This is a genomic window from Paenibacillus sp. LjRoot153 (assembly GCF_964253085.1).
Taxonomy (GTDB): domain Bacteria; phylum Bacillota; class Bacilli; order Paenibacillales; family NBRC-103111; genus Paenibacillus_E.
The window spans coordinates 3,004,323-3,024,210 of sequence record NZ_CAXUQH020000001.1 but is presented as its reverse complement, the minus strand read 5'-3'; the positions used below and the strand labels follow the sequence as shown (position 1 = coordinate 3,024,210).

The following is a 19,888-nucleotide window of genomic DNA, read 5'->3' as shown; positions in this document are numbered from 1 at the left end:
GCAATATACCAAATGTCATGGAACCATTGTAGAGCTGGCCCACCACCACCCTTCAATATTTACCCGTGCATTTAGCCCTTTACAGAACCGACCAAAACACCTTTAACAAAATATTTTTGTAGAAATGGATACACACAAATAATTGGAAGTGTGGCAAGAATGATCGATGCTGCCTGAATAGACTGCGGTGAAACGTTCAACGAGGCATCGACATTCGTCCGCATGAACGTATCTGTGGAGGAGACGAACAATTCTTTTAAATATAGCTGCAAAGGCTTCAAATCGGCCGAGTTGATATAGATCAATGAAGTAAAATAATCATTCCAGAACGTAACGGCATAGAACAAAGCGATCGTCGCGAGTACGGGCATGGATAGCGGTAAAATAATACGTAGAAGTATCGTCATGTTGCTAGCCCCATCCATTTTCGCCGATTCTTCAAGGCTGTCAGGCAGACTTTCGAAGTAGCTTTTGACAATAAGCATGTTGTACACGTTTATCATGAATGGCAGGAACAGTACAGGCAGCTTATCAATGAGATGGAGCTTGTGCATAAGCAGATACGTCGGGATCAACCCACCGCTGAATAGCATCGTAAACAAATACATGATGATAAAAAATTTGCGCCACCGCAGTCTTGGTTTAGAAAGCGGATATGCGGCAAGCGTCGTCATGAACAGCGCGATGAGTGAGCCAACCACTGTGACTGTTATGGAAATCACGAACGCGCTAAGAAACAATGAGTTGCTTGCTACATACGTATAGGTACCTATTTGAAAATCGATTGGAATGAGATTAACCATCCCCGAAACGACTGCAGCCTCACTGCTAAGCGATTTCGCGATGAGATTAATAAATGGAAAGACGGTCGACAAGCCCAGTAGAATAAAGAACAGGTGATTGATCACTGTGAAAATTTTCTCGCCGAGCGATGATGGGATTCCCGAAGACCTTCGGGCAATTTTTGGTTTCAGCATGTTTTGTATACTCATCTACGTTCCTCCCTTACCAAATGCCTCGTCCAAAAAACTTTCGCGCCAGCCCGTTGCCTGTAAGAATTAAAATAAATGCAACAACGGACTCGAATACCCCTACAGCGGTTGAGAAACTATAATCCTGTTCGCCGAGTCCGATTCGATACACATAGGTGCCAATTACGTCAGCGACGTTGTAAACGCTGGGATTATACATGACGAGAATTTGTTCTGTTCCTGCCTCCAGCACGTAGCCTAGACGAAGAATGAACATAAGTAAAATGATCGGAATTAGGCCAGGCAGTGTAATATGTATAATTTGTCTCCATTTATTAGCGCCATCTATCTTAGCAGCTTCATACAAACCGGGATCAATTCCAGCTAAAGCAGCGAGATAAATGATCGTATTCCATCCCGTTTCTTTCCAGCCTGCCGTACCAATGAGTACAGAACGGAAAATCTGACTGTCTAAGAAAAAACGGATGGGCTCGCCGCCCATAGCCACGATTATTTTATTCACGATACCGCCGTTCGTGGAGAGAAGATCAATGAATAATCCGCTGACGATAACCCAGGATAAGAAGTGAGGCAAGTAGACAACCGTTTGTATGCTTCGCTTAAAAGCGATATTTTTTAACTCATTGAGTAAAATAGCGATCACAATCGGTAGTGGAAAGAGAAATAAGATTTTGTAGATGGAAATAAACAACGTATTCTGAAATACCTGCAAAAAACTGGCTGACGAAATCAATTTATCGAAATGCTTCATTCCAACCCATGGACTAGCGGACATCCCCTCGAAAATATTGAAATCCTTGAACGCAATAATTATCCCGTACATCGGCGTGTACTTGAACAGCAGGAGAAATGCGATGCCAGGAATGAGTGCGAGATACAAATCCCAATCTTTCCTGACATCGATCCACAATTGACGCATATATCTCTTTTTAACATTTTTATTCAAAGATAGGACAGTTTCCTTAGCAGTGGTCGTTTCTCTCAAGGTGCCTCCCCCTTCATACTGTCTTTCTAAACTTAGTTTATCATCACCCGTTTTTTTGCGAATTAGAGGAATATTACTTGTTTTGGTACTTTCATAACTTCTCGCTGGAGAAAATGAAAAAAACCTTCCCGAGGTTGCTCGAGAAGGCTGCCGAACGGCTTATATGGCGATCAGTTTCGTATTTCCCCTGGTGTAACGCCCCAATATTTGCGGAATACTCTTGTAAAATAACTTACATCCCTGTACCCGACGCCCGATGCGGCATCGTACACGCGTGAGCCTTCCTGCAGGATTACTTTGGCCCGTTCCATTTTCCGTTCCATCACATAGGTGGAAAAGGCTTTCCCCGTCTCCTGTTTGAAAAGACGGCTTAGATAGGAAGAGTTCACATACATCCTGTCTGCGACAGCATGCAGCGTCATTTCCTGATCTATCTCATTTTCCACAAGACTTAATATCGTCTTGATCATACCATGGCTCGTCGATTTCCGCCTTTGACCGGCATAAGCTAAATAGGACTTTATCATTCGCTGTAGCCAGAAAAGGATCTGCTCCTTCGAGGCCAGTTCTGAATGGTTATGAAAATAAACATAATCCTCGCCAGCTACTTCTCGCACAGGCCAGCCCTGCTTTTGGATCATTCCAATAAATAAGCAGGTGAAATATAGGATATGCTCCCGAATATCATCAACGGTTTCTGCTTTCGCCATCCCACCGTTCCATAGAGCCGTTAACGTTTCAATGGACTTCTCACTATCCCCCGTTTCAAGGGCGATTTCCAGCGTTTTCTCAAGGTTAGGCTGAAACGTCAGCTCAGGCTCTCTCCCTTGCTCTGCCCGGTATGGGATCGCCAAATCATGACCAAGCACGATTCGATCCTGCAATGCGCGTACCGCTTGTACGTAGAGCTTGTTCATCTCTGATAAGCCGCCAGTCATACCGCTGATTCCAGCACTTGCACTAAGCTTGAGGCAGCTTTTCACCGTGAACAGCAGCTTTTCGGTCAAAGCATTGATTTTTTGCAGAGCAATTCTAGGTTCCTCATCACTTGCAAGCTGAAAAATGATAACCGTACAGCCAGCAAAATTGGTAGACACCCAGCAGAGCGTAGACGATAAGGCTTCCTTCACAATACTACTAAGCGAAAATTGGAGCAGTGACATATCTTTCCTGCTAAAACGGTGTTCGGACTCCGAGATCGGGTCCATATCGACGACAGCAACCGCGTACATGGCATCTTTTTGCAAATCCAATTGTAGATCCCGACATCTCTGGTCGATCTCCCATGGTTCATATTTCCCATTTAACATGCCTTGAAAGAATTCATTGACCAATTGAGGAAGGTGCTGCTTCCACTTCAGCTTTAGCTCGTCCTCGTTATGACGCTGCTCAAGCTCGCTTTTCAACCTCTCCGCTGCTTCGAGCACCGTTTCCAATATTTCCTCATCGCCTGCTGGTTTCAACAAATATTTCATAACACCGAGCCCCAACGCCTCTTGCGCGTACGTGAAATCATCATGTCCGCTAAGCACAATGATCTTCAACAATGGATCGGCTTGACGAAGGTGTCTGGCTAATGTTAGCCCATCCATCTCTGGCATCTGCAGGTCCAATAGGATGATATCAGGTTTTTTACGGTCGATAATACGTAGAGCTTCCGCTCCATTACCAGCCTGGCCTACGACCTCGATACCATGCTTCTCCCAAGGAATATTGTTGGCTAGCGCATTTCTGAGACGGATTTCATCTTCCACAATTAATAAATTCATGATAGGGACCCCCGCTCGTTTTCAATTCACGTAACTTGCTTAATCCGTGAGTAGCTTAGAAGCTCTTGAACTTTAGTTAACGTGTTCGATATTTGCAACACAACTGAGGGATGGATCGTCTCCTCTTCTCTCGCTTTTAACAAAAATTGCTTGCCTGTTTCGACCATCTTATCCAGTCCGGCATACAACGCTTCCCCTTCTTCTCTATGCAATAGATCAAGGAACAAGCCCAACCTGTCTACGAGTTCAATCGCCACTTTCTCAGTAACCGCCTTACGTGGCAGGTAAACTTGCTCTACGTCTAATTTCACTGCTTTCAATGCTGCTTGTATCGCTAGAAGCGGATACATGCCAGTAGAAATGGCGTCGTTCCGCCACGGCCCCTTTCGCAGCGCACGAATCGTTTCATCCGTCGCTTGGCCAAAGGCAAATATGACGGTTCCCTCGTCAATATCACGCGCAGCAAGTACCTGATCTACGGTTTCCTGCGCCCCTAAATTAGCGTACATCGGGTAGATCCCGCTGTATACCAGGTTGCCTGAGAGAAGCTCGTTTTTATGTAATTGAACGGATGGTCGAACCTCAGAGGCATTTGCATAATAAGCCTGCGGGATAACAACATCGACATGCTGCGACCAGTTGCCAATTTTATCAGACTCCGCTCCTGGTTCAGGTGCAGCTGATACAATTACATTCGGGGAGATCCGCTTGATCTCCTTGTACAGCCCCGCTACAAAATGATCCTCGATTCGCTCGAGCCACTTCGTCCAAGTTATCCAAAGTTCTGTCTGCCGCTCTGGATGAATATGGAGCGGATCCATGCCATGTTCACGTTGAAAAGTTTCACGGGCATATGTGCTGAAGCAATAGCAGTCCTCCCAGTCATCATTCGTATGTGGAAACCTCATAAAGTCCAGGTTGATACCCGCAACTCCGTAGTTCGTAATCATCTCTTTTACAATATCTTGTAGATACTGGCGAACAGCAGGATTCGTAATATCGAGCCAAAAGTAACCGGTACCCAGCTGAGGCATCGGCTTCTCGGAATCCGATTGTCTTCGCGAAAGGGCAGACCATTCCGGATAGGCTCGAAGTACTGGACCTCCCGTAGGGTCGACACCGACCATGAAGCCATCCAACCAAGCGTGTACAGCGATCCCCCGTTTCTCGCCCTCCTGAACGAAAGCCTCCAAAGGGTCCCAGCCTCGAAAAGCAGGATGCTGCGCCTCTATCTGTTTAGCCGCTGCCGTGGAGCTTGGATAAATCGTATACCCCCATAGCCAAGTCTCCAGATATAACTCATTGAAGCCAGCAGCATTCATGCGCTCTAAAGTGCGGCTTACTTCCTCACGGCTATGTTCTGTAGGACGATACCAGACACCACGGGCTTCTGCTGACCTACTCGGTAGCGCACATAGATAGCCATCCATGGCTTCCATGGAGGCAAGCTTGGCCTTGCTCATGCTTCCTTCCGCGTCGGCAGACTGAAGCATGAGCGCTTCTTCCAGCAGTCGATCTGCACTTGCCAAATGTTTCCTAGCCAAATCAAAAGGTGCGTTGATGTAGCTTTCCCAATTCTCCTTCATGATCCTTTTCGCATCGGTAATCTGCTTTTCCACCAAATCCAAATACTTGGCGGGTTCCTGCTCAGTCATTGGCAAACTCCCCTTTTCATGGGTTTGGAATTGAAAATACCATATAGATGAAAAGCTTCATAGGGGACAGTGATTACTTTCTTTGGTAGATTAATGTGGAAAAAGGAATAGAAGAGACGGATGTCCCTACATAACGGACATTAGGACATAAACAACATCCTTATGAACATTGTCTTATGAATCGAATCTCTCTAGAATGTAACTTATTCACACCATTAGGAGGTTCAAAGATGAGTTATTCAGCTAGTACATCCAGATATGATTCAATGACTTATAACCGGAGTGGTCGCAGCGGCCTGTTACTGCCAGCCATTTCGTTGGGACTTTGGCATAATTTCGGCGGGATTGACACGTTTGAGAATGGCAGAACGATGCTTAAGAGAGCGTTTGATTTGGGGATTACCCACTTCGATTTAGCGAATAATTACGGGCCACCGCCTGGTTCAGCAGAAGAAATGTTCGGGAAGATGCTCAAGGGTGATCTCGCTGCCTATCGAGACGAACTTATCATTTCGACAAAAGCGGGATACTATATGTGGCCGGGGCCTTATGGGGAATGGGGTTCCAAGAAGAACTTGATTGCCAGCTTAGATCAAAGCTTGAAGCGGATGCAAGTGGACTATGTCGACATCTTTTATCATCACCGTCCAGATCCGAATACACCGCTTGAAGAAACGATGGCTGCACTGCATCAAATCGTTCAACAAGGCAAAGCGCTTTACGTTGGTATTTCTAACTATAAGCCTGAAGAAGCGAAAGAAGCCTCCCGTATCTTGAAGCGACTTGGGACGCCTTGTGTGATTCATCAACCAAGTTATTCCATGATGAACCGTTGGATTGAGGATGGCCTTCAGGATGTGTTGGAAGAAGAAGGCATCGGTTCGATTGCCTTTTCACCGTTGTTCAAAGGAATTCTTACCGACCGTTATTTGAACGGTATCGCTCCGGATTCACGAGCTGCAAGCTCCAGCGTATTCCTTAAAGAATCCGATATTAATGAAGAAAGAATTTCGAAGGTCAGACAATTAAACACACTCGCAGCTGAACGTGGCCAGAAAATGTCACAGATGGCACTAGCATGGGTGTTGCGCGGTGGTCGTGTCACATCAGCTCTTATCGGTGCGAGCAAAGTCAGTCAAATTGAAGATGCGGTTGAAGCATTGAAGGTTCCTGCGTTTACCCAAGAGGAATTAGACCAAATCGATAAGATCCTGAACGCATAAAAGCTCAACTTTCTTGATTATCAAGCATTCTTTGATGTCTGATTCCGAAATTGTTTAGGGGATACGCCCTTGACTCTCTTAAACATTTTGGAGAAGATCAATTGATCTTGATATCCTACCGAGTTCGCAATTTCCCCTATGGCATAGTTGCTCTTCTCCAGTAATTCACTTGCTTTATTCATTCGATATTGCAGGAGATATTGCTGGGGAGGCAGCCCTGTCGCCTCTTTGAAAATAGCTGAAAAATATTTGCGATCCAGCTTAAGAAGTGCAGCAAGCCCCTCGATTGAAATAGGCTCATTATAATGAGCATGAATAAACTCCATACTTTGAATCATATAGCTATCCCATTTATTAGGAAGAACCTCCCCAACCGAAGAGGCGGGAGCCGCTTCAAGGAGTGCCGTCATAAATTCATACAAGGTGACTTTAAGCTGTAAGTCAGCACTATTCGCACGGGCATTAGCCTCCGTTAATTGTTCATACATGGTCGGCATGACTTTCCAATCCATTGGAAAAACGGGCTGCTCTGGCGATAATCTAGTACGAGATAAGATGGATTCCACCTGCGCCCCTTGAAAGCCAATCCATGAATACGTCCAAGGCTCTGCCTCATCCGCTTCATAATAGCTAATCACATGCGGATAAATAAGAAATCCCTGCCCCGGATTCAGCTGATGTGTCTCATTTCCGATACGGACAAGTCCTTTTCCTTTATGGATAAAATGAATCTTGTACATATCACGAACCCCTGGCCCTACGGTATGACCGGGTTTACAATCCTCTTTGCCCCAATACAGCAAATGTAGATCCGGATCCTTCCGATATAAACGTTCCTGATTGTACTGAAAGATCGCCATTCGTCATCATCGCCTCCTCTTGTGTACAGACATTATACCATAAAGAGATCATCCATTTATCTTGGCACCATGAGAAAGCGTAAATAAGACAGCTTGCTCTCGATCCATTCGCATGCACGTGATGGTGAATGTTTTGAAATCTACCCCCGCCATTTGAGCACCTCTTACATCTGTGTCTTGCAGCTTGGCTTTCGCGAAGATCGCCATGGTTAGATCACAATCTCTCAAATCAGCCCTTTCTAAATTGCTACCCGAGAAGTCAGCTTCATGAAAATTAACCCCGCGCAAATCTTGTCTAACTAATCGACTATGCCTTAAATTCGTGTAAGACCAATCCCCTCGGTCAATCGTGATTCCATCTAAATTCGCGTTCGAGAAATCCGATCCCATCATTTTACAGTTATCGAATTTGGTAACAAACAGATTGGCACCGCTAAAGCTGCAATTTTCAAACGCGGATTCTTTATGTAGGGAGCCATTTAATGAAGCTCCGCGAAAGTCACACGCAATGAAGCGACAGTTACTGGTATTGATTTCCTCTAAAGAACCGTTCGCAAACGAGCATCCATCAAAAGTGCAGCTGATCAGCTCGCCGTATCTCAAATCTTGTGTGCCAAAGTTAACACCTGAATAAGTCTGATTCATTTGCTGAAACATGAGATGCCTCCTAGGTTTGGTTATTTTAATATAGCACATGGCAGTCAAGTACCCGCATATCATCAAATGATAGTCAACTGTTTTATTTTTTATGAGAAAAAGCGCCATCCTGGCTTCAATAAGAAGCTTTCGATGTCGCTTTCTTTATTTGGTATTGGTGACTACAGCACTACGCGTTTCTATAGTCTCGTGGATTCATTCCTGTATCTCTGGAGAAAATACGCGAGAAGTAGAAAGAGTCGGTAAAGCCGCAGTCTTCTGCGATTTGTTTAAGTGGTAGTTTCGTACTTTTCAACAAGAATTTCGCCCGATCCAGCCTGATTTTGGTCACATATTCAATCAAATTTAATCCCGTATGCTTTTTAAAAGTAATGGTTAAATAACCTGGAGATAACGAGACATAATCCGTAATTATTTCCCGGGTGATATTATCTTGATAGTTGGTTCGAATATAAGCTGAAGCCTAACTGATCCGCCTTTTCGCGGTATTGACCTGGCGTAGAGCTGCGAGCAAGTGATTCTTGCCTATTCCGCATCTGTAACCATGTTTTTCATCGTTACAGAGCTGACGGCTAGCGAGTCTGACTCAGAATCCATTCTCGTCAGCGTACCTTCCCCAATGTGGACTACGCCCATCCATATCGTTGAAGCCGTAATCGTCGGACAAAGACCAAGAACTGAGCAGTTGCCCGGATTTCTCCGCCACCTGCGGATCAGCAGCGAGTGCGGCTATCCCCTGAGCAACGAAGTAAGGGGTCTCGGACTGTAGGAAATGGATGTCCTGCTCCGCAGCATCCCGCCAATTCTCCTCCTGCACCCCAAAATGCTCCAACATCGCTTCCGAACGAAGGAAGCCCGGCGTTACCGCAAGTGCTGTCACACCGTAAGGTTTCAAATCTGCCGCCATCCCCTGTGCCAAATGGGAAACTCCGATTTTGGCCAAACTATAATACAAATTACCCCGGTAGTGATAGCCAACGCCATCTGTAATTTCTACAATAAGCCCAGACTTGCGTTCGACCATCAAAGGAGCTGCATAGTAGGCTGTCATGATATGAGAGAGGACCGCTTGTCGCTGAATCAACAACCCGTCTGCGAGTGAGGACTCCCAGAAGCCTTTGCCCCATTCGGTAAGCGGGTCCCCTCCCCAGAGATCATTGACTAGAATATCCAGCCGCCCCTGCTGCTCGCTTTTAATTCGATTGAACAGCGCCACAACTTCCTCTTCCTTCGTATGATCTACGCAGACAGCGATGCCTTCGCCCCCTGCTTGCGATACAAGTTCCGCAGTTTCTTCAATCGTTTCCGGTCGGTTCATCGGTGATCGCTTCGCCCTCGTGGAACGTCCTGTCACATAAACCGTTGCTCCAGCTCTGCCGAGTTCGACCGCAATCGCGCGCCCCGCCCCTCTAGTCGCTCCTGCGACCAATGCGATTTGATTGCGCAATGGTTGATTTTTCGTTGTCATGGAACCAACTCCTTCAAATACATGATAGTAGACTGTAATAACTTAACTTTGGTATCATCATACTTTTAGTATCATGTCACCTGTTGTCATATATGTATGTTAGAATCAAACTACATGAGGAGGTTTGCAGATGAGAGCGGATCGGTTATTGCAAATTATGATGCTGTTGCAAACTCGCGGCGGCATGACAACTCGAGAGTTTGCCACGAGACTGGAAGTCTCGGAACGGACAATTCATCGGGATATGGAAGCGTTAAGCACAGCGGGAGTTCCCGTCTATGCGGAACGTGGAGCTGCAGGTGGATGGCGGCTTATGGAGGGGTATCGAGCGGATTGGGCAGGGCTGCACAAAGACGAGTTACTGGCACTACTGGCTGCTGAGCCCCATCGGCATTTAACCGATTTGGGATTCGGAGATGCTTATGAAACAGCGGTGTTGAAAGTGCTGGCATCGCTATCTCCTTCGTTGCGACGCGATGCCGATTATATGCGACAACGGGTTTATGTGGATGCAGCAGGCTGGCATCAAAATATCGAAGAATTACCGTGTCTGTCCCTCCTACAGGAAGCTGTGTGGGAAGACCGAAAACTGCGATTGCTATACGCCTCAGGCGGCGACTCCGCAGCAAGCGAACGCATCCTGAGCCCTCTCGGTCTTGTCCTCAAGGGTTCACTCTGGTATCTCGTTGCTGTTGGCGTTGAGCAGGAACCCCGCACCTATCGTGTTTCACGAATCCAGGATGCTACCTTATTGGATGAGCCGGTGGTGCGCCCGGATCACTTCAACCTCGCTGCTTATTGGCAACGTTCGGTCGACCTGTTCCGCAGCGGACTTCCACACTATGCGGCTCATGCACTTGTGCATCCGAGCGTCTCTACTCGGCTCGAGCAGACCCGCTTCGTTCGCGTAGCAGCATGGTACGAGGAACACGAAGACGAAACCAGCTCGGCAAGTGCCAATGTTCCCGTGATCTGGCGCAAAGCAGAGCTGGAGTTCAACACGCTGAGCTCCGCATGCGAAATTCTGCTTGGCTTCGGAACAATGGTCCGTGTCTTGGAACCATTAGAGCTCTGCGAAGCACTGCTTGAGGCAGCAAACAACATTACTTCTATGTATAGTGGCAAATAATTCCCTCGAGCTACCATAATTCCTTTTTTTCTTCTTTTGCAAAAGTATACTTGCCGCGTTGTGTCCCTATGCCTTTCGCTTAACGTATCGCACAACCCTGGAAATTGCTGCATAAATCGTGAAGGTAGTCACAGCAATGACGGGAAACAAGTATGGATCTATATGCATCACGGTGAAGTAAGAATCGTGATATTGAAAATCTTCTGGCGACTCCTGCAAACTACTGAGATGGATACTAACAACAATTGCGAAGTACGCCATGACCGGTACAAACAAGGATACAAGTATCCCGGCAACCACGCTCTTCCTACTCATTCCAACCTTTTCCTTTCCTCTTCTCCCCATCGCAGCGCTTTCTCAACCAAGTGATTTATGCGGTTTTCCTTCACTTGTTGGTATTGATCATTCGGATAGGACGCTAATATATCCAGCTTGAGTTGACCGTATTTTTCAGCTTCAGATGGATGTTGCATCAAATAGGCTTTAAAATCCAAATAGGTTAGTGTCCTTGAGTCCCCCTGCTGGTAAATATGAACGTGATGTGTTCGTTGAATATCCCCTTTGGAGAAGTACCTTCTATTCGGAATGCCGTTCTCCCCTCTTACTCGGTATCCCGCGCTGATCATTTGCTCGTTACATACATTCACTTGCTCGATGCTTTTTACGATGATCAAAATGTCGATAATGGGTTTAGCATAACCTATTGCGGGCACCGAGGTACTTCCAACATGATGTATGGCAACAATTTCTGATTGAAAAATATCCTGTAAAACTTTAGACTCCATCTCAAATTGTAGGTTCCATTCTTTTGTCCAAGCAGCAATCGCCCATTGCCTCTTCAATCGTTTACTCCTCCCACATGCAAGCGATTCACGTCCACGCCTTATTAAACAGTCTTGTCTTCTTTTTGATAGGTTACCGTTCCGAAATTGCCGCATATATCAAGAAATAGGCCATTCATATCAAAGATTTCTTTATCTTCTTCTAAATAAGCAAGGACCTTTCTTCTTAACGATGTGTCTGGTTTAGCATCCTTCACCTCGGTCAATTCATTAAATACGAAATTCCATAAAAAACGCACCGAACCCGCTGTCGGATAGAGATAGAACTGCTCTTGGAATCTAACGATATTGCTGGTAGGCGGTAACATTTCCCGAAGTTGTGGCGTGAAAAGCCATGTATGGCAGGCCATACCTTTATATTGGACTTCCGGAAAATAGGTTGCATAAAATTCCTTGGCTTGTATGTAGGTTTGTTTGATTTGTTCCATATCAAAAGCCGTATCTCTCGGGATATGAATCTCAAGCAAAGTATCATCCTTGTCCAATACTTTTTCCCATTCATCCCTCATAAGCTTCACGGGTTCGTTTAAACCTTTGCCATCAGGCGTAATTGGATTTCCAATGAAATAATCTTCCGTTTCCTCATATTCCGTCACAAAACCATCGGTTGTCTTCTCTTTATTACAAACACCTTGCTTATCACCATTTGCTCTTAACTCCATGCCTGCACTGCATAACAGCAACAAACGATCTTCTTTCGCATTGTAAAAGCCTTTAACGATCCCAGAGAAATTCGTTGCAATAAACTGCATGCCACCAATCCGAAACATTCTGGCCTCTAGATGCCTCCAGATCCAACTGAAATTTCTAATGGCATAATATCCTACTAAATTGTAGGCATTTTGAACCCATACCCCGATATCCCTTAAGGTTTCTACAAATAACTCTTCACTCAGTCCTCTTTCGGCATACTTCTGCTCGGCAAGAGGCAGTCTTTGCAGTGCTGCATGCAGATAAAACAAGGAAGCCGAATTTCCGAGCACTTCTTCCACATAAGCATCTATAGCCAGCGGTTCCCAAACGGTCGTCCAATAGCCACTTTCAATATTTTTCTTATAAAATTCCATGTAGATATCCAAAAGTTTTGGATCATTATTTATTTGATCGGTGATATTCATCAAGATTTCAGTTGCGCCTTCGGGCATCAAAATTTTCCGGCAATACTGCTGTGTAATTTCTTTTGATAATAACAAAAATTCCATTCCTAATACTCCCCTTCAAATTAAACAGATGCTACCAAAACAATTATAACCTATTGTCTAACAGATAGTACTTCTGTTCACATATTCAGCGCCGCGAGACTTTCCGCTTGCATGAACTCTTTTTACGCAGGAACTGGCTATAATACCGCTAAAACTTGATTTTTATGATGATTGTCGTGATCGTTAAATTCGTGAATGATGTACAATAATGAATAAGGTGTGCCGGTGTGCGGGCAATTTACTATTCCATTCACGGTAACATGTTTAGCAACAATATCGGTCTCAGCTAACAAAATGTCAACCAGCTTAAGACGCGTTTGCTTGAATTCATCGAGCAAGCGGTCTTTAGAATTCCCCGTTTTGGCATATTCATAAGCTAATCTGTTGAACGAATCGAAATCCGGAAACGTCATACCTTCACCATTTGTAATTGCTGGGATAATCGTCGAGATTAAGTAAGAATCCCAGTTCTGAAGATGCGAAACGATTTCTCCTATGGATGCTTTTCCTTCAGCAATAGGCTGTAACCACTTACTCTCGGGGACTTCGCGTAATGTATCTGTCCAATTTGTGAATTCTTTATACCGAAGAATCGTACTTGTACCCAATCTAATCATATTGGAATCTCCCATTTCATTATGAAATTTTACCATATTCCAATAATAACGAATACACGTTCGTAAGTGAAGGTGTAATTTTAATATATGCTTATCCCTCAAATACTTGGAATCTTAACGATCACCGTAGTGCCGTGACCAATCTCACTTTCAATCCCTACCCCATAACCTTGTCCAAACAGCAGTTGAATTCTGTTATTTATATTGGAAATCCCGATACTATTCCCGACAAAACTGTTTTCCACTCTCTCCGAATAGGCCATATTCAGTTTCGCTTTCATACTTTCGAGGCCATCTTTACCTATCCCTTTTCCAGAATCCGATATTTGAAAACAGACATCGCCATTCGCATCAATATGTCCGCTCACACGAAGATGTCCTCCGGCGTCCATACTTTCAAGTCCGTGATAAACGGAATTTTCAACAATAGGCTGCAAGATCATTTTAGGTGTTTTCATTTCCAAAATCTTGTCATCCACATTTATTTCCATATCAAACTTGTTTTCATATCGAATTGAGATAATTTTCAGATAGGCCTGGATACATTGAATTTCTTCACTGATCATCACAAGATCGTCTTTTTTAATACTATATCGAAATATCTTTGACATGGATGAAGTAATCAGCGCTATTATACTCGCTAGAATTTTTAATAAAATGTATTAATTTAAATTAATTTTGTAATAAATTAACTTTTGAAAATTTGAATAATAAGAAGCGTCAAAGAGCCTCTACCATGCTGCCATGGTGGGGGCTCTTGTATTTCGGACACTTTCATACCGCATTATTCTGAAAAGTCCACATAGAATGGATGATTCGCTTCATCTAAACACAACGCTATTCTCTGCCTGAAATTTAGAAAAGTCACCATCTCTAATGCGATTTCGATTGGGAAAAAGCCTACTTCTAGAGACTCGGAACTCGTTGTTAACTCTCCTCCGACCGGTCTCCCTAGAAACAACGTGTTACAAATAGACTGCGTTACATTTTGAAAAACTCCACAAAATTTTGTTACTTCTATATCGATACCGCTCTCTTCCTTTGTTTCTCTGATCGCTGCATGTTTCAACGATTCACCTTCCTCAACCACGCCACCTGGCATTTCCCAACCTCGTTCAGGACCTCTAATTAATAAAATTTCATTGTGCTCATTAAGTACAATTGCTGCTGCAGAAAGAAAATGTTTTGGCGTCATCGCTGCGTCCTCCTAGATTTACCAATCATCAAAATACCCGATATGAGGTACATAACTGATGTAATTCCAAACATTTTAAATATACTCGGGGTCATTGCGGTATATAGACTAATTGGAAGTGACCAAATAAATGCAATAAACAGAAGGGAATGCCTTTTAATAACGGACGCTAACAAAGCTACACAAGCTGGAATAAAAAGCGTAAGTAAAGTAATGAACAAAACGTCATTTTCGACACGCTCATGGGTGTAAGGATTGAATAAAGCGAATATGATCCAAAGTATCATTGAACCAATTGAAGCGAATAAACCAATGAGCTTCGTTAACTTATTTGAGTTCATAGTTTTTATCCCCTTATTTAAAGTATTGGTCAAATCTACCGTTGTCCTTGATAATCAAAGTTCATAAAATGGAATGCTGTATTTCCGTGATATATTTCTAGCAAGGGTGGTTTTACCGCTTCCGATTCACAACATACATAATTAGGTATCCTAGAGCAACTATTCCTGTACTTGCTAGACAAACTAGCACGGCCAGAACGGTTATTGTTCGAGTAATTACGTAATAAGCAAACAATCCTATTAAAAATGTTTGGACTAATTTACTCATCATTTTTCTCACATAACAACAGCTCCACTCCTACAAAACAATCATTCTTTGGTAAACTTCTTATCCATATATTTCAAGTAAAATATAACTCCTGCTCTATCTATACTCGAGCTTTCTTTTCACACTATTAAAATTTCTAGATTATCCCAATAATCCCTCCCTACATAAAGTTAAATCCACAGTCGTTTCTCATAAACGGAAAATTGGAGTCAATATAAGCATTTATTTGCCCACATTATGCAAAGAAAACGGTTTCGTCATCCCTCAAAATAAAGAAGAGATTCATATTGAGAAGTATCGAAGGAGTTCCATCCCCATGACGAATCCGAAGAAGCTAAATTTGTTTTCTATTACATGGCCTTTATTTATTGAGTCGTCACTTCTCGTGTTTATGCGAACCTCTGATACGTTCATTGTCAGTCATGTGTCAGATGAAGCCGTTGCTGCGGTTGGTGTGAGCAACCAGCTCATTATTTTTTTATTCTTGCTGCTACAAGTGGTTTCAACCGGTACAGCCATCGTCATTTCGCAATATTTGGGCGCGAATAAAATTAGAGATGTCAAGAAGTTTGCCGCTGGAGCCATCTCACTTAATTGCATATTCGGCTTCATGATAAGCCTGTGTATTGTTTGCTTTAGCAAACAGTTGCTTCAGCCCTTCGGCTTGGAACCAGAGACACTGGAGCAGGCGCGTATATTCCTATCGATCGTTGGCAGTGCCTTATTTATTCAAGCCATTAATTTAACCATAGCAGCGATAACGCAAGTGCACGGTTATACCAGATATACAATGACAGTCAGCTTAGGAATCAATCTCGTAAATTTGACCGGCAGTATTTTATTTATTTTCGGTCCTTTCGGTTTTCCAAAGCTCGGTGTCCCTGGCGTCGCCATATCGGCCGTATTCAGCCAATTACTCGGACTGTTTGTTTATAGCCTGATTTTAACAAAAATCGTCCGATTAAACTTATCCTTTAGCGACTTTTACAAAACAAGATTTGCAGAAATAAAAAAAATATTAACCATCGGGATTCCCACTGCCGGGAGCCAGCTCATCTACTCGATCAGTCAATTGATGACGACATATTTTATCACACAGCTGGGCGCAGAGATGCTTTCCACACGGATTTATACACAAAATATAATGACGTTCATTATGGTGCTGGCCATTTCCTTGGGACGTGGGACGCAAATCATCATTGGTCGATTAGTGGGTGCAGGTGAAAAGGAAGAAGCTTACAGGCAATTATTTCGTAGTTTGATACTTAGTTTATTGCTTTCTCTTGCCGCGGTTACGTTGACCGTTTTATTCAGAAAACAATTGATCGGCATGTTCACAGACAACGTCGAAATCATCGCATTAGGGGCTTTTTTATTGACCTACGGTTTCCTCCTAGAGCCTGTTCGCTGTTTGAATATTGTTATTGGAGAAGCCCTTCGAGCTACTGGTGACGCGAGATTTATTCTCTTAATCGGCTCATGTGTCATGTTGGGGCTGTGTGTCCCGCTAACTTATTGGGTAGGTGTCCATCTGGGGTACGGGTTGATAGGTATGTGGTGCGTGTTCATCATGGACGAAGCGGTCAGGGGACTTCTGTTATTATTCCGTTGGCGAAGCAGAGCATGGGAGAAAAAAGTGTTGGTAAGCCGAGAAGAAATGGCTTAGTTTGGGCTGAAAGTAGTGGACTGGCAAGGCTCCATCCTATAAGTTCCATATTAGCCTTACTTGTTGAACCAAACTAGCTTGACTTAACGTAGCGGTTTTTTTATTTGGATGAATAAACGGATTGATCATTTGGAATCGTATTATAGGATGTAAATCTATCGCCACTAAGGGAGGGAACTACAATGGCTAAGCCAGACAATCGCGAAGATAACCCAGCTCGTATTCAGAATGCCATCGATAATACAATGGCCAATCTAAAAGAAGCTGAGGATTACTTGGATGAACATGCGGATGAAATTTCTGCTGTAGACAAAGAGAGTATTGAATCCAAAAATGCTCGCCGCAAAGAGAGCATCAAGGGATTTATCGAGGAGAAAAAAGACGAATCCAACGCTCAAGAGTAACAAATTCCCCACTTAATGAAAAAGTACCCCTTAGTAGATATCGGAAAACCATTCTGTTTCAACCGAAATCTGCTATGGGGTGCTTTCAATGTGTTAAAAACTCGTCAAAGATGCCTCGGAACTGATCAGCAACTGATTCAGTGCCTTCCTCCAGCTCTTCGCAGCTGAAATAATAACGGTGATGGGACTCATCCGTATCCAACATATCTGATAAAAGCCCGCTAAAGCCACGCGTTCTGCGATCAAATTCCAAGAGAACTTCAACTCCGTTTTCATCCGGGTAAAATACAAGCTCCAGCTCCTCAACGGAGCTGCGATACTCGCCATTTTGATAAGGGACAAACTCAAAATTTTGAATAAACGGCAAGTGATAATCACGCTGCGGATAGTACTCATTCTCTGCTTTACGTAAATGAAAGCCCAGTTCCTCCAGCGCTTCAAAAATAACGGAAGTGTACGGATGAGCCAACACTTCAATATCATCACGATCTGATGGATCAACCGCGTTGTCCACATCCATGCCTGTAGAAATCCAGATCGGGCTTACGCCAATCGAAATCGGTGTCTCATGCGGTAGCAGGAAATGAAAAGGAATTTCGATCGATTCTCCTGGTTCAAAAACAAAACTTTCCCCCAACAGGATGTTGGCTATCACAACGGTTTCTGTGTGCATACGATTCGAATCGCTAGTATCGGGCTTGAGGTATTCAGTCATAAGTTGAAAATAGACTTTGTCTACTTTCTGCTCTACACTGCCGCCCTTGGCAATAATGACGCCCTCAACCAGCTCGCCCGGAACGAAGGCCTCCGTATGGAACTGCGTATCGAATTCAATGTTTCCGATCCCTACTTTAGCCATCATTTTCTTGAAAAAAGACATATTCGTTCCTCTCCCTCATCACTATTTAAAAGATCACAAATTCAAGCCTAGAATGTACGTTCGTTTGTAAGCCTCCACCTCGTTCTCCATTCCCAACTAATTCAGCGCATTCGCTCCATTATCCTGCACGTTACTTCAACGATTTCAATTCTAATATTTTTGTGGTAAACACCTCAATTTACCTTTGGATCATGCAGGAAATCGAACTTCACCAATAGAATAAGCTTAGCAGTGGAAGGTGATAAACAGTGACTAGAGATAATCTTCCGTCTGATCATCAACTGATAATCGACGCTAAAAGCGGTGACTTCGATGCATTTCGCATAATCGTACAGCGCTATTCAAATGCCCTACTTTCTGTTGCGTATAGCGTAATTGGGGACTTTCATGAAGCTCAAGATGTTGCACAGGAAGCATTTCTTAAATGTTACAACAATCTACATACATTAAAAGAACCAACTCGACTTGGCAGTTGGCTCTACTCTATTGCCTATCGAACAAGTCTAGACTATCTAAAAAAGAAAAAGGCGACTCTCACGTATATCGAAACAACTGCGAAAAAATCGGATAACGTTGATTCATGGCTTGAACAGCACGTCATTCAAGAATCCATTTGGCGTGCCTTGCAAACATTGGAGAAAAAAAGTAAATCCGCTATTATTCTGCATTATTTAAGTGATTGGTCGATGAAGGAAATCAGTCTGTTTCTGGATCTTTCCATAGCAGCCGTGGAAAGTCGCATTCGTCGCGCTCGAGAAACACTGAAGCTCCACCTTACGGACGATTTCGAATCTTATTTCCACCCATTCCGATTGGAAAGTGATTTCGAGCAAACGGTTTGTGAACAAGTGTTGAGGAGAGCAGGACATTTCTATGTTCCAGTCACCAATAAAAAACAAACAACAGACTGGTTCTTCGATCACTTTCATTTAAGGAATAGTATCCATGGCAATCTGAAACTGGAATCAGGTCATGAATTGTATTTTCTTGAATGCCAAAATCATTCCCCAAAAAAGATACCTCTCTTAACTTTTTTAGTAGCTAACGCAAATGATTTATGGTTAACTCTAAAAAACAATGGTGTCCATACCGAACCCATAGAAGAGAACGACTTATTCGGAAAGCTGTTTGTATTTTATGACCCTGATGGGAACAAATTTAATGCTGTAGAAAATAAATAAAATATTATCATCGCTTGCGACGGATGTGATTCGTTTGAATCGTCTATATGTTGAAACTAATAAACAATAAAACAAGAGGTGAGATCATCGATGGCAGAAAAAGAATTTCCAGAATTACAGAACCAGCAGATCGCGCAAAAACCTATGTTAAAGAAGGTTCTCTGCAACTACTTGCCCGTATCTAATCTGGAGTTTTCCACAAAATGGTATGCGGAAATGTTTAGTTTACAGGTGAGGAAACGCGAACCAGATGGGGCAATCTTAATCCTAGGTGACGGACAATGGTTATTCTTACTGGAAACAATGGAAAAGAAACCAGCAAACTTCCTCACTGCACAATGGGATGGAGCAGAGTACGAAATGTTCTCATTAACATTTGAAGTTGAAAATATTGTCGAGCTTCATAAGAAACTTCGCGACAATAGCGTCAATCTTGAGCCACTGGTTGACCATGACGGCTGTGGTCTGCAGTTTAAATTCAAAGACCCAGACGGAAACAAGTTTAATGTGTGGCAAGACCCTGCATCCGCATAAACGATGACAAGCTCTCCCCT

Annotated in this window: 22 protein-coding genes; 6 read left to right on the top strand and 16 right to left on the bottom strand. The window is 43.6% G+C overall.

Features of this window, described 5'->3' with window-relative positions; genetic code table 11:
* Positions 1–71 precede the first annotated feature (71 nt).
* The 4 genes from ACSQ8P_RS12730 to ACSQ8P_RS12715 form a co-directional block, all read right to left on the bottom strand.
* Positions 72–992: a carbohydrate ABC transporter permease gene (locus ACSQ8P_RS12730; RefSeq protein WP_436235521.1), complete on the bottom strand. Its 921-nt coding sequence runs from the start codon at positions 990–992 to the stop codon at positions 72–74.
* 13 nt (positions 993–1,005) lie between these two features.
* Positions 1,006–1,911, bottom strand: coding sequence for an ABC transporter permease (locus ACSQ8P_RS12725; RefSeq protein ID WP_436239512.1), 906 nt, complete (start codon positions 1,909–1,911; stop codon positions 1,006–1,008).
* 236 nt (positions 1,912–2,147) lie between these two features.
* The gene (locus ACSQ8P_RS12720) at positions 2,148–3,746 is read right to left on the bottom strand and encodes a response regulator (protein ID WP_436235520.1); all 1,599 of its coding nucleotides are present in this window, start codon (positions 3,744–3,746) and stop codon (positions 2,148–2,150) included.
* Positions 3,747–3,772: 26 nt separating this feature from the next.
* The gene (locus ACSQ8P_RS12715) at positions 3,773–5,401 is read right to left on the bottom strand and encodes a glycoside hydrolase family 10 protein (protein ID WP_436235519.1); all 1,629 of its coding nucleotides are present in this window, start codon (positions 5,399–5,401) and stop codon (positions 3,773–3,775) included.
* Positions 5,402–5,631: 230 nt separating this feature from the next.
* On the opposite strand from ACSQ8P_RS12715, the gene ACSQ8P_RS12710 reads away from it, so the two are divergent.
* The gene (locus tag ACSQ8P_RS12710) at positions 5,632–6,624 is read left to right on the top strand and encodes an aldo/keto reductase (RefSeq protein WP_436235518.1); all 993 of its coding nucleotides are present in this window, start codon (positions 5,632–5,634) and stop codon (positions 6,622–6,624) included.
* Positions 6,625–6,644: 20 nt separating this feature from the next.
* Here the strand turns inward: ACSQ8P_RS12710 and ACSQ8P_RS12705 are convergent, their stop codons facing one another.
* From ACSQ8P_RS12705 to ACSQ8P_RS12690, 4 genes are all read right to left on the bottom strand, one after another.
* Positions 6,645–7,484 carry an AraC family transcriptional regulator gene (locus ACSQ8P_RS12705; protein WP_436235517.1) on the bottom strand — a complete coding sequence of 280 codons (840 nt, stop codon included), beginning with the start codon at positions 7,482–7,484 and terminating at the stop codon, positions 6,645–6,647.
* 48 nt (positions 7,485–7,532) lie between these two features.
* Positions 7,533–8,141 carry a pentapeptide repeat-containing protein gene (locus ACSQ8P_RS12700; RefSeq protein ID WP_436235516.1) on the bottom strand — a complete coding sequence of 203 codons (609 nt, stop codon included), beginning with the start codon at positions 8,139–8,141 and terminating at the stop codon, positions 7,533–7,535.
* A gap of 169 nt (positions 8,142–8,310) precedes the next feature.
* Positions 8,311–8,553: a helix-turn-helix transcriptional regulator gene (locus ACSQ8P_RS12695; protein WP_436239511.1), complete on the bottom strand. Its 243-nt coding sequence runs from the start codon at positions 8,551–8,553 to the stop codon at positions 8,311–8,313.
* A 174-nt stretch (positions 8,554–8,727) separates the two neighbouring features.
* Positions 8,728–9,609, bottom strand: a complete 882-nt coding sequence (locus ACSQ8P_RS12690; RefSeq protein ID WP_436235515.1) for an SDR family oxidoreductase — start codon at positions 9,607–9,609, stop codon at positions 8,728–8,730.
* Between the two features lie 130 nt (positions 9,610–9,739).
* Here ACSQ8P_RS12690 and ACSQ8P_RS12685 point away from each other — a divergent pair, with 130 nt between their 5' ends.
* Entirely contained in the window at positions 9,740–10,738 is a 999-nt protein-coding gene (locus ACSQ8P_RS12685; RefSeq protein WP_436235514.1) for a helix-turn-helix transcriptional regulator, read from the top strand.
* Between the two features lie 66 nt (positions 10,739–10,804).
* On the opposite strand, the gene ACSQ8P_RS12680 is transcribed toward ACSQ8P_RS12685, so the two are convergent.
* The 7 genes from ACSQ8P_RS12680 to ACSQ8P_RS12650 all read right to left on the bottom strand — a co-directional run bounded on the left by ACSQ8P_RS12680 (position 10,805) and on the right by ACSQ8P_RS12650 (position 14,935).
* A complete protein-coding gene (locus ACSQ8P_RS12680) occupies positions 10,805–11,053 on the bottom strand; it encodes a hypothetical protein (protein ID WP_436235513.1) in 249 nt (82 codons plus the stop codon).
* On the bottom strand, positions 11,050–11,580 hold the full coding sequence (locus ACSQ8P_RS12675) for a GrpB family protein (RefSeq protein ID WP_436235512.1): 531 nt from the start codon (positions 11,578–11,580) through the stop codon (positions 11,050–11,052). Before ACSQ8P_RS12675 ends, ACSQ8P_RS12680 begins: the two co-directional genes overlap by 4 nt.
* Positions 11,581–11,624: 44 nt before the next feature.
* Complete coding sequence (locus ACSQ8P_RS12670; RefSeq protein WP_436235511.1) at positions 11,625–12,782, bottom strand: acyltransferase domain-containing protein; 1,158 nt, start codon at positions 12,780–12,782, stop codon at positions 11,625–11,627.
* A gap of 137 nt (positions 12,783–12,919) precedes the next feature.
* Positions 12,920–13,399 (bottom strand): DinB family protein, encoded by a 480-nt coding sequence (locus ACSQ8P_RS12665; RefSeq protein WP_436235510.1) that lies wholly within the window; start codon positions 13,397–13,399, stop codon positions 12,920–12,922.
* Between the two features lie 98 nt (positions 13,400–13,497).
* Positions 13,498–14,010 (bottom strand): sensor histidine kinase, encoded by a 513-nt coding sequence (locus ACSQ8P_RS12660; RefSeq protein ID WP_436235509.1) that lies wholly within the window; start codon positions 14,008–14,010, stop codon positions 13,498–13,500.
* A gap of 173 nt (positions 14,011–14,183) precedes the next feature.
* Entirely contained in the window at positions 14,184–14,594 is a 411-nt protein-coding gene (locus tag ACSQ8P_RS12655) for an NUDIX hydrolase (protein ID WP_436235508.1), read from the bottom strand.
* A complete protein-coding gene (locus ACSQ8P_RS12650) occupies positions 14,591–14,935 on the bottom strand; it encodes a hypothetical protein (protein ID WP_436235507.1) in 345 nt (114 codons plus the stop codon). The genes ACSQ8P_RS12655 and ACSQ8P_RS12650 overlap by 4 nt, the downstream gene beginning before the upstream one ends.
* A gap of 584 nt (positions 14,936–15,519) precedes the next feature.
* Here ACSQ8P_RS12650 and ACSQ8P_RS12645 point away from each other — a divergent pair.
* Both ACSQ8P_RS12645 and tlp read left to right on the top strand, forming a co-directional pair.
* Positions 15,520–16,869, top strand: a complete 1,350-nt coding sequence (locus ACSQ8P_RS12645; RefSeq protein ID WP_436235506.1) for an MATE family efflux transporter — start codon at positions 15,520–15,522, stop codon at positions 16,867–16,869.
* 182 nt (positions 16,870–17,051) lie between these two features.
* A complete protein-coding gene (tlp, locus tag ACSQ8P_RS12640) occupies positions 17,052–17,273 on the top strand; it encodes a small acid-soluble spore protein Tlp (protein WP_436235505.1) in 222 nt (73 codons plus the stop codon).
* A gap of 85 nt (positions 17,274–17,358) precedes the next feature.
* On the opposite strand, the gene ACSQ8P_RS12635 is transcribed toward tlp, so the two are convergent.
* Complete coding sequence (locus ACSQ8P_RS12635) at positions 17,359–18,153, bottom strand: sporulation protein (RefSeq protein ID WP_436235504.1); 795 nt, start codon at positions 18,151–18,153, stop codon at positions 17,359–17,361.
* Positions 18,154–18,401: 248 nt separating this feature from the next.
* On the opposite strand from ACSQ8P_RS12635, the gene ACSQ8P_RS12630 reads away from it, so the two are divergent.
* Together ACSQ8P_RS12630 and ACSQ8P_RS12625 are read left to right on the top strand one after the other, a co-directional pair.
* A complete protein-coding gene (locus ACSQ8P_RS12630; RefSeq protein ID WP_436235503.1) occupies positions 18,402–19,334 on the top strand; it encodes a sigma-70 family RNA polymerase sigma factor in 933 nt (310 codons plus the stop codon).
* A gap of 90 nt (positions 19,335–19,424) precedes the next feature.
* Entirely contained in the window at positions 19,425–19,868 is a 444-nt protein-coding gene (locus ACSQ8P_RS12625) for a VOC family protein (protein ID WP_436235502.1), read from the top strand.
* Positions 19,869–19,888 lie beyond the last annotated feature (20 nt).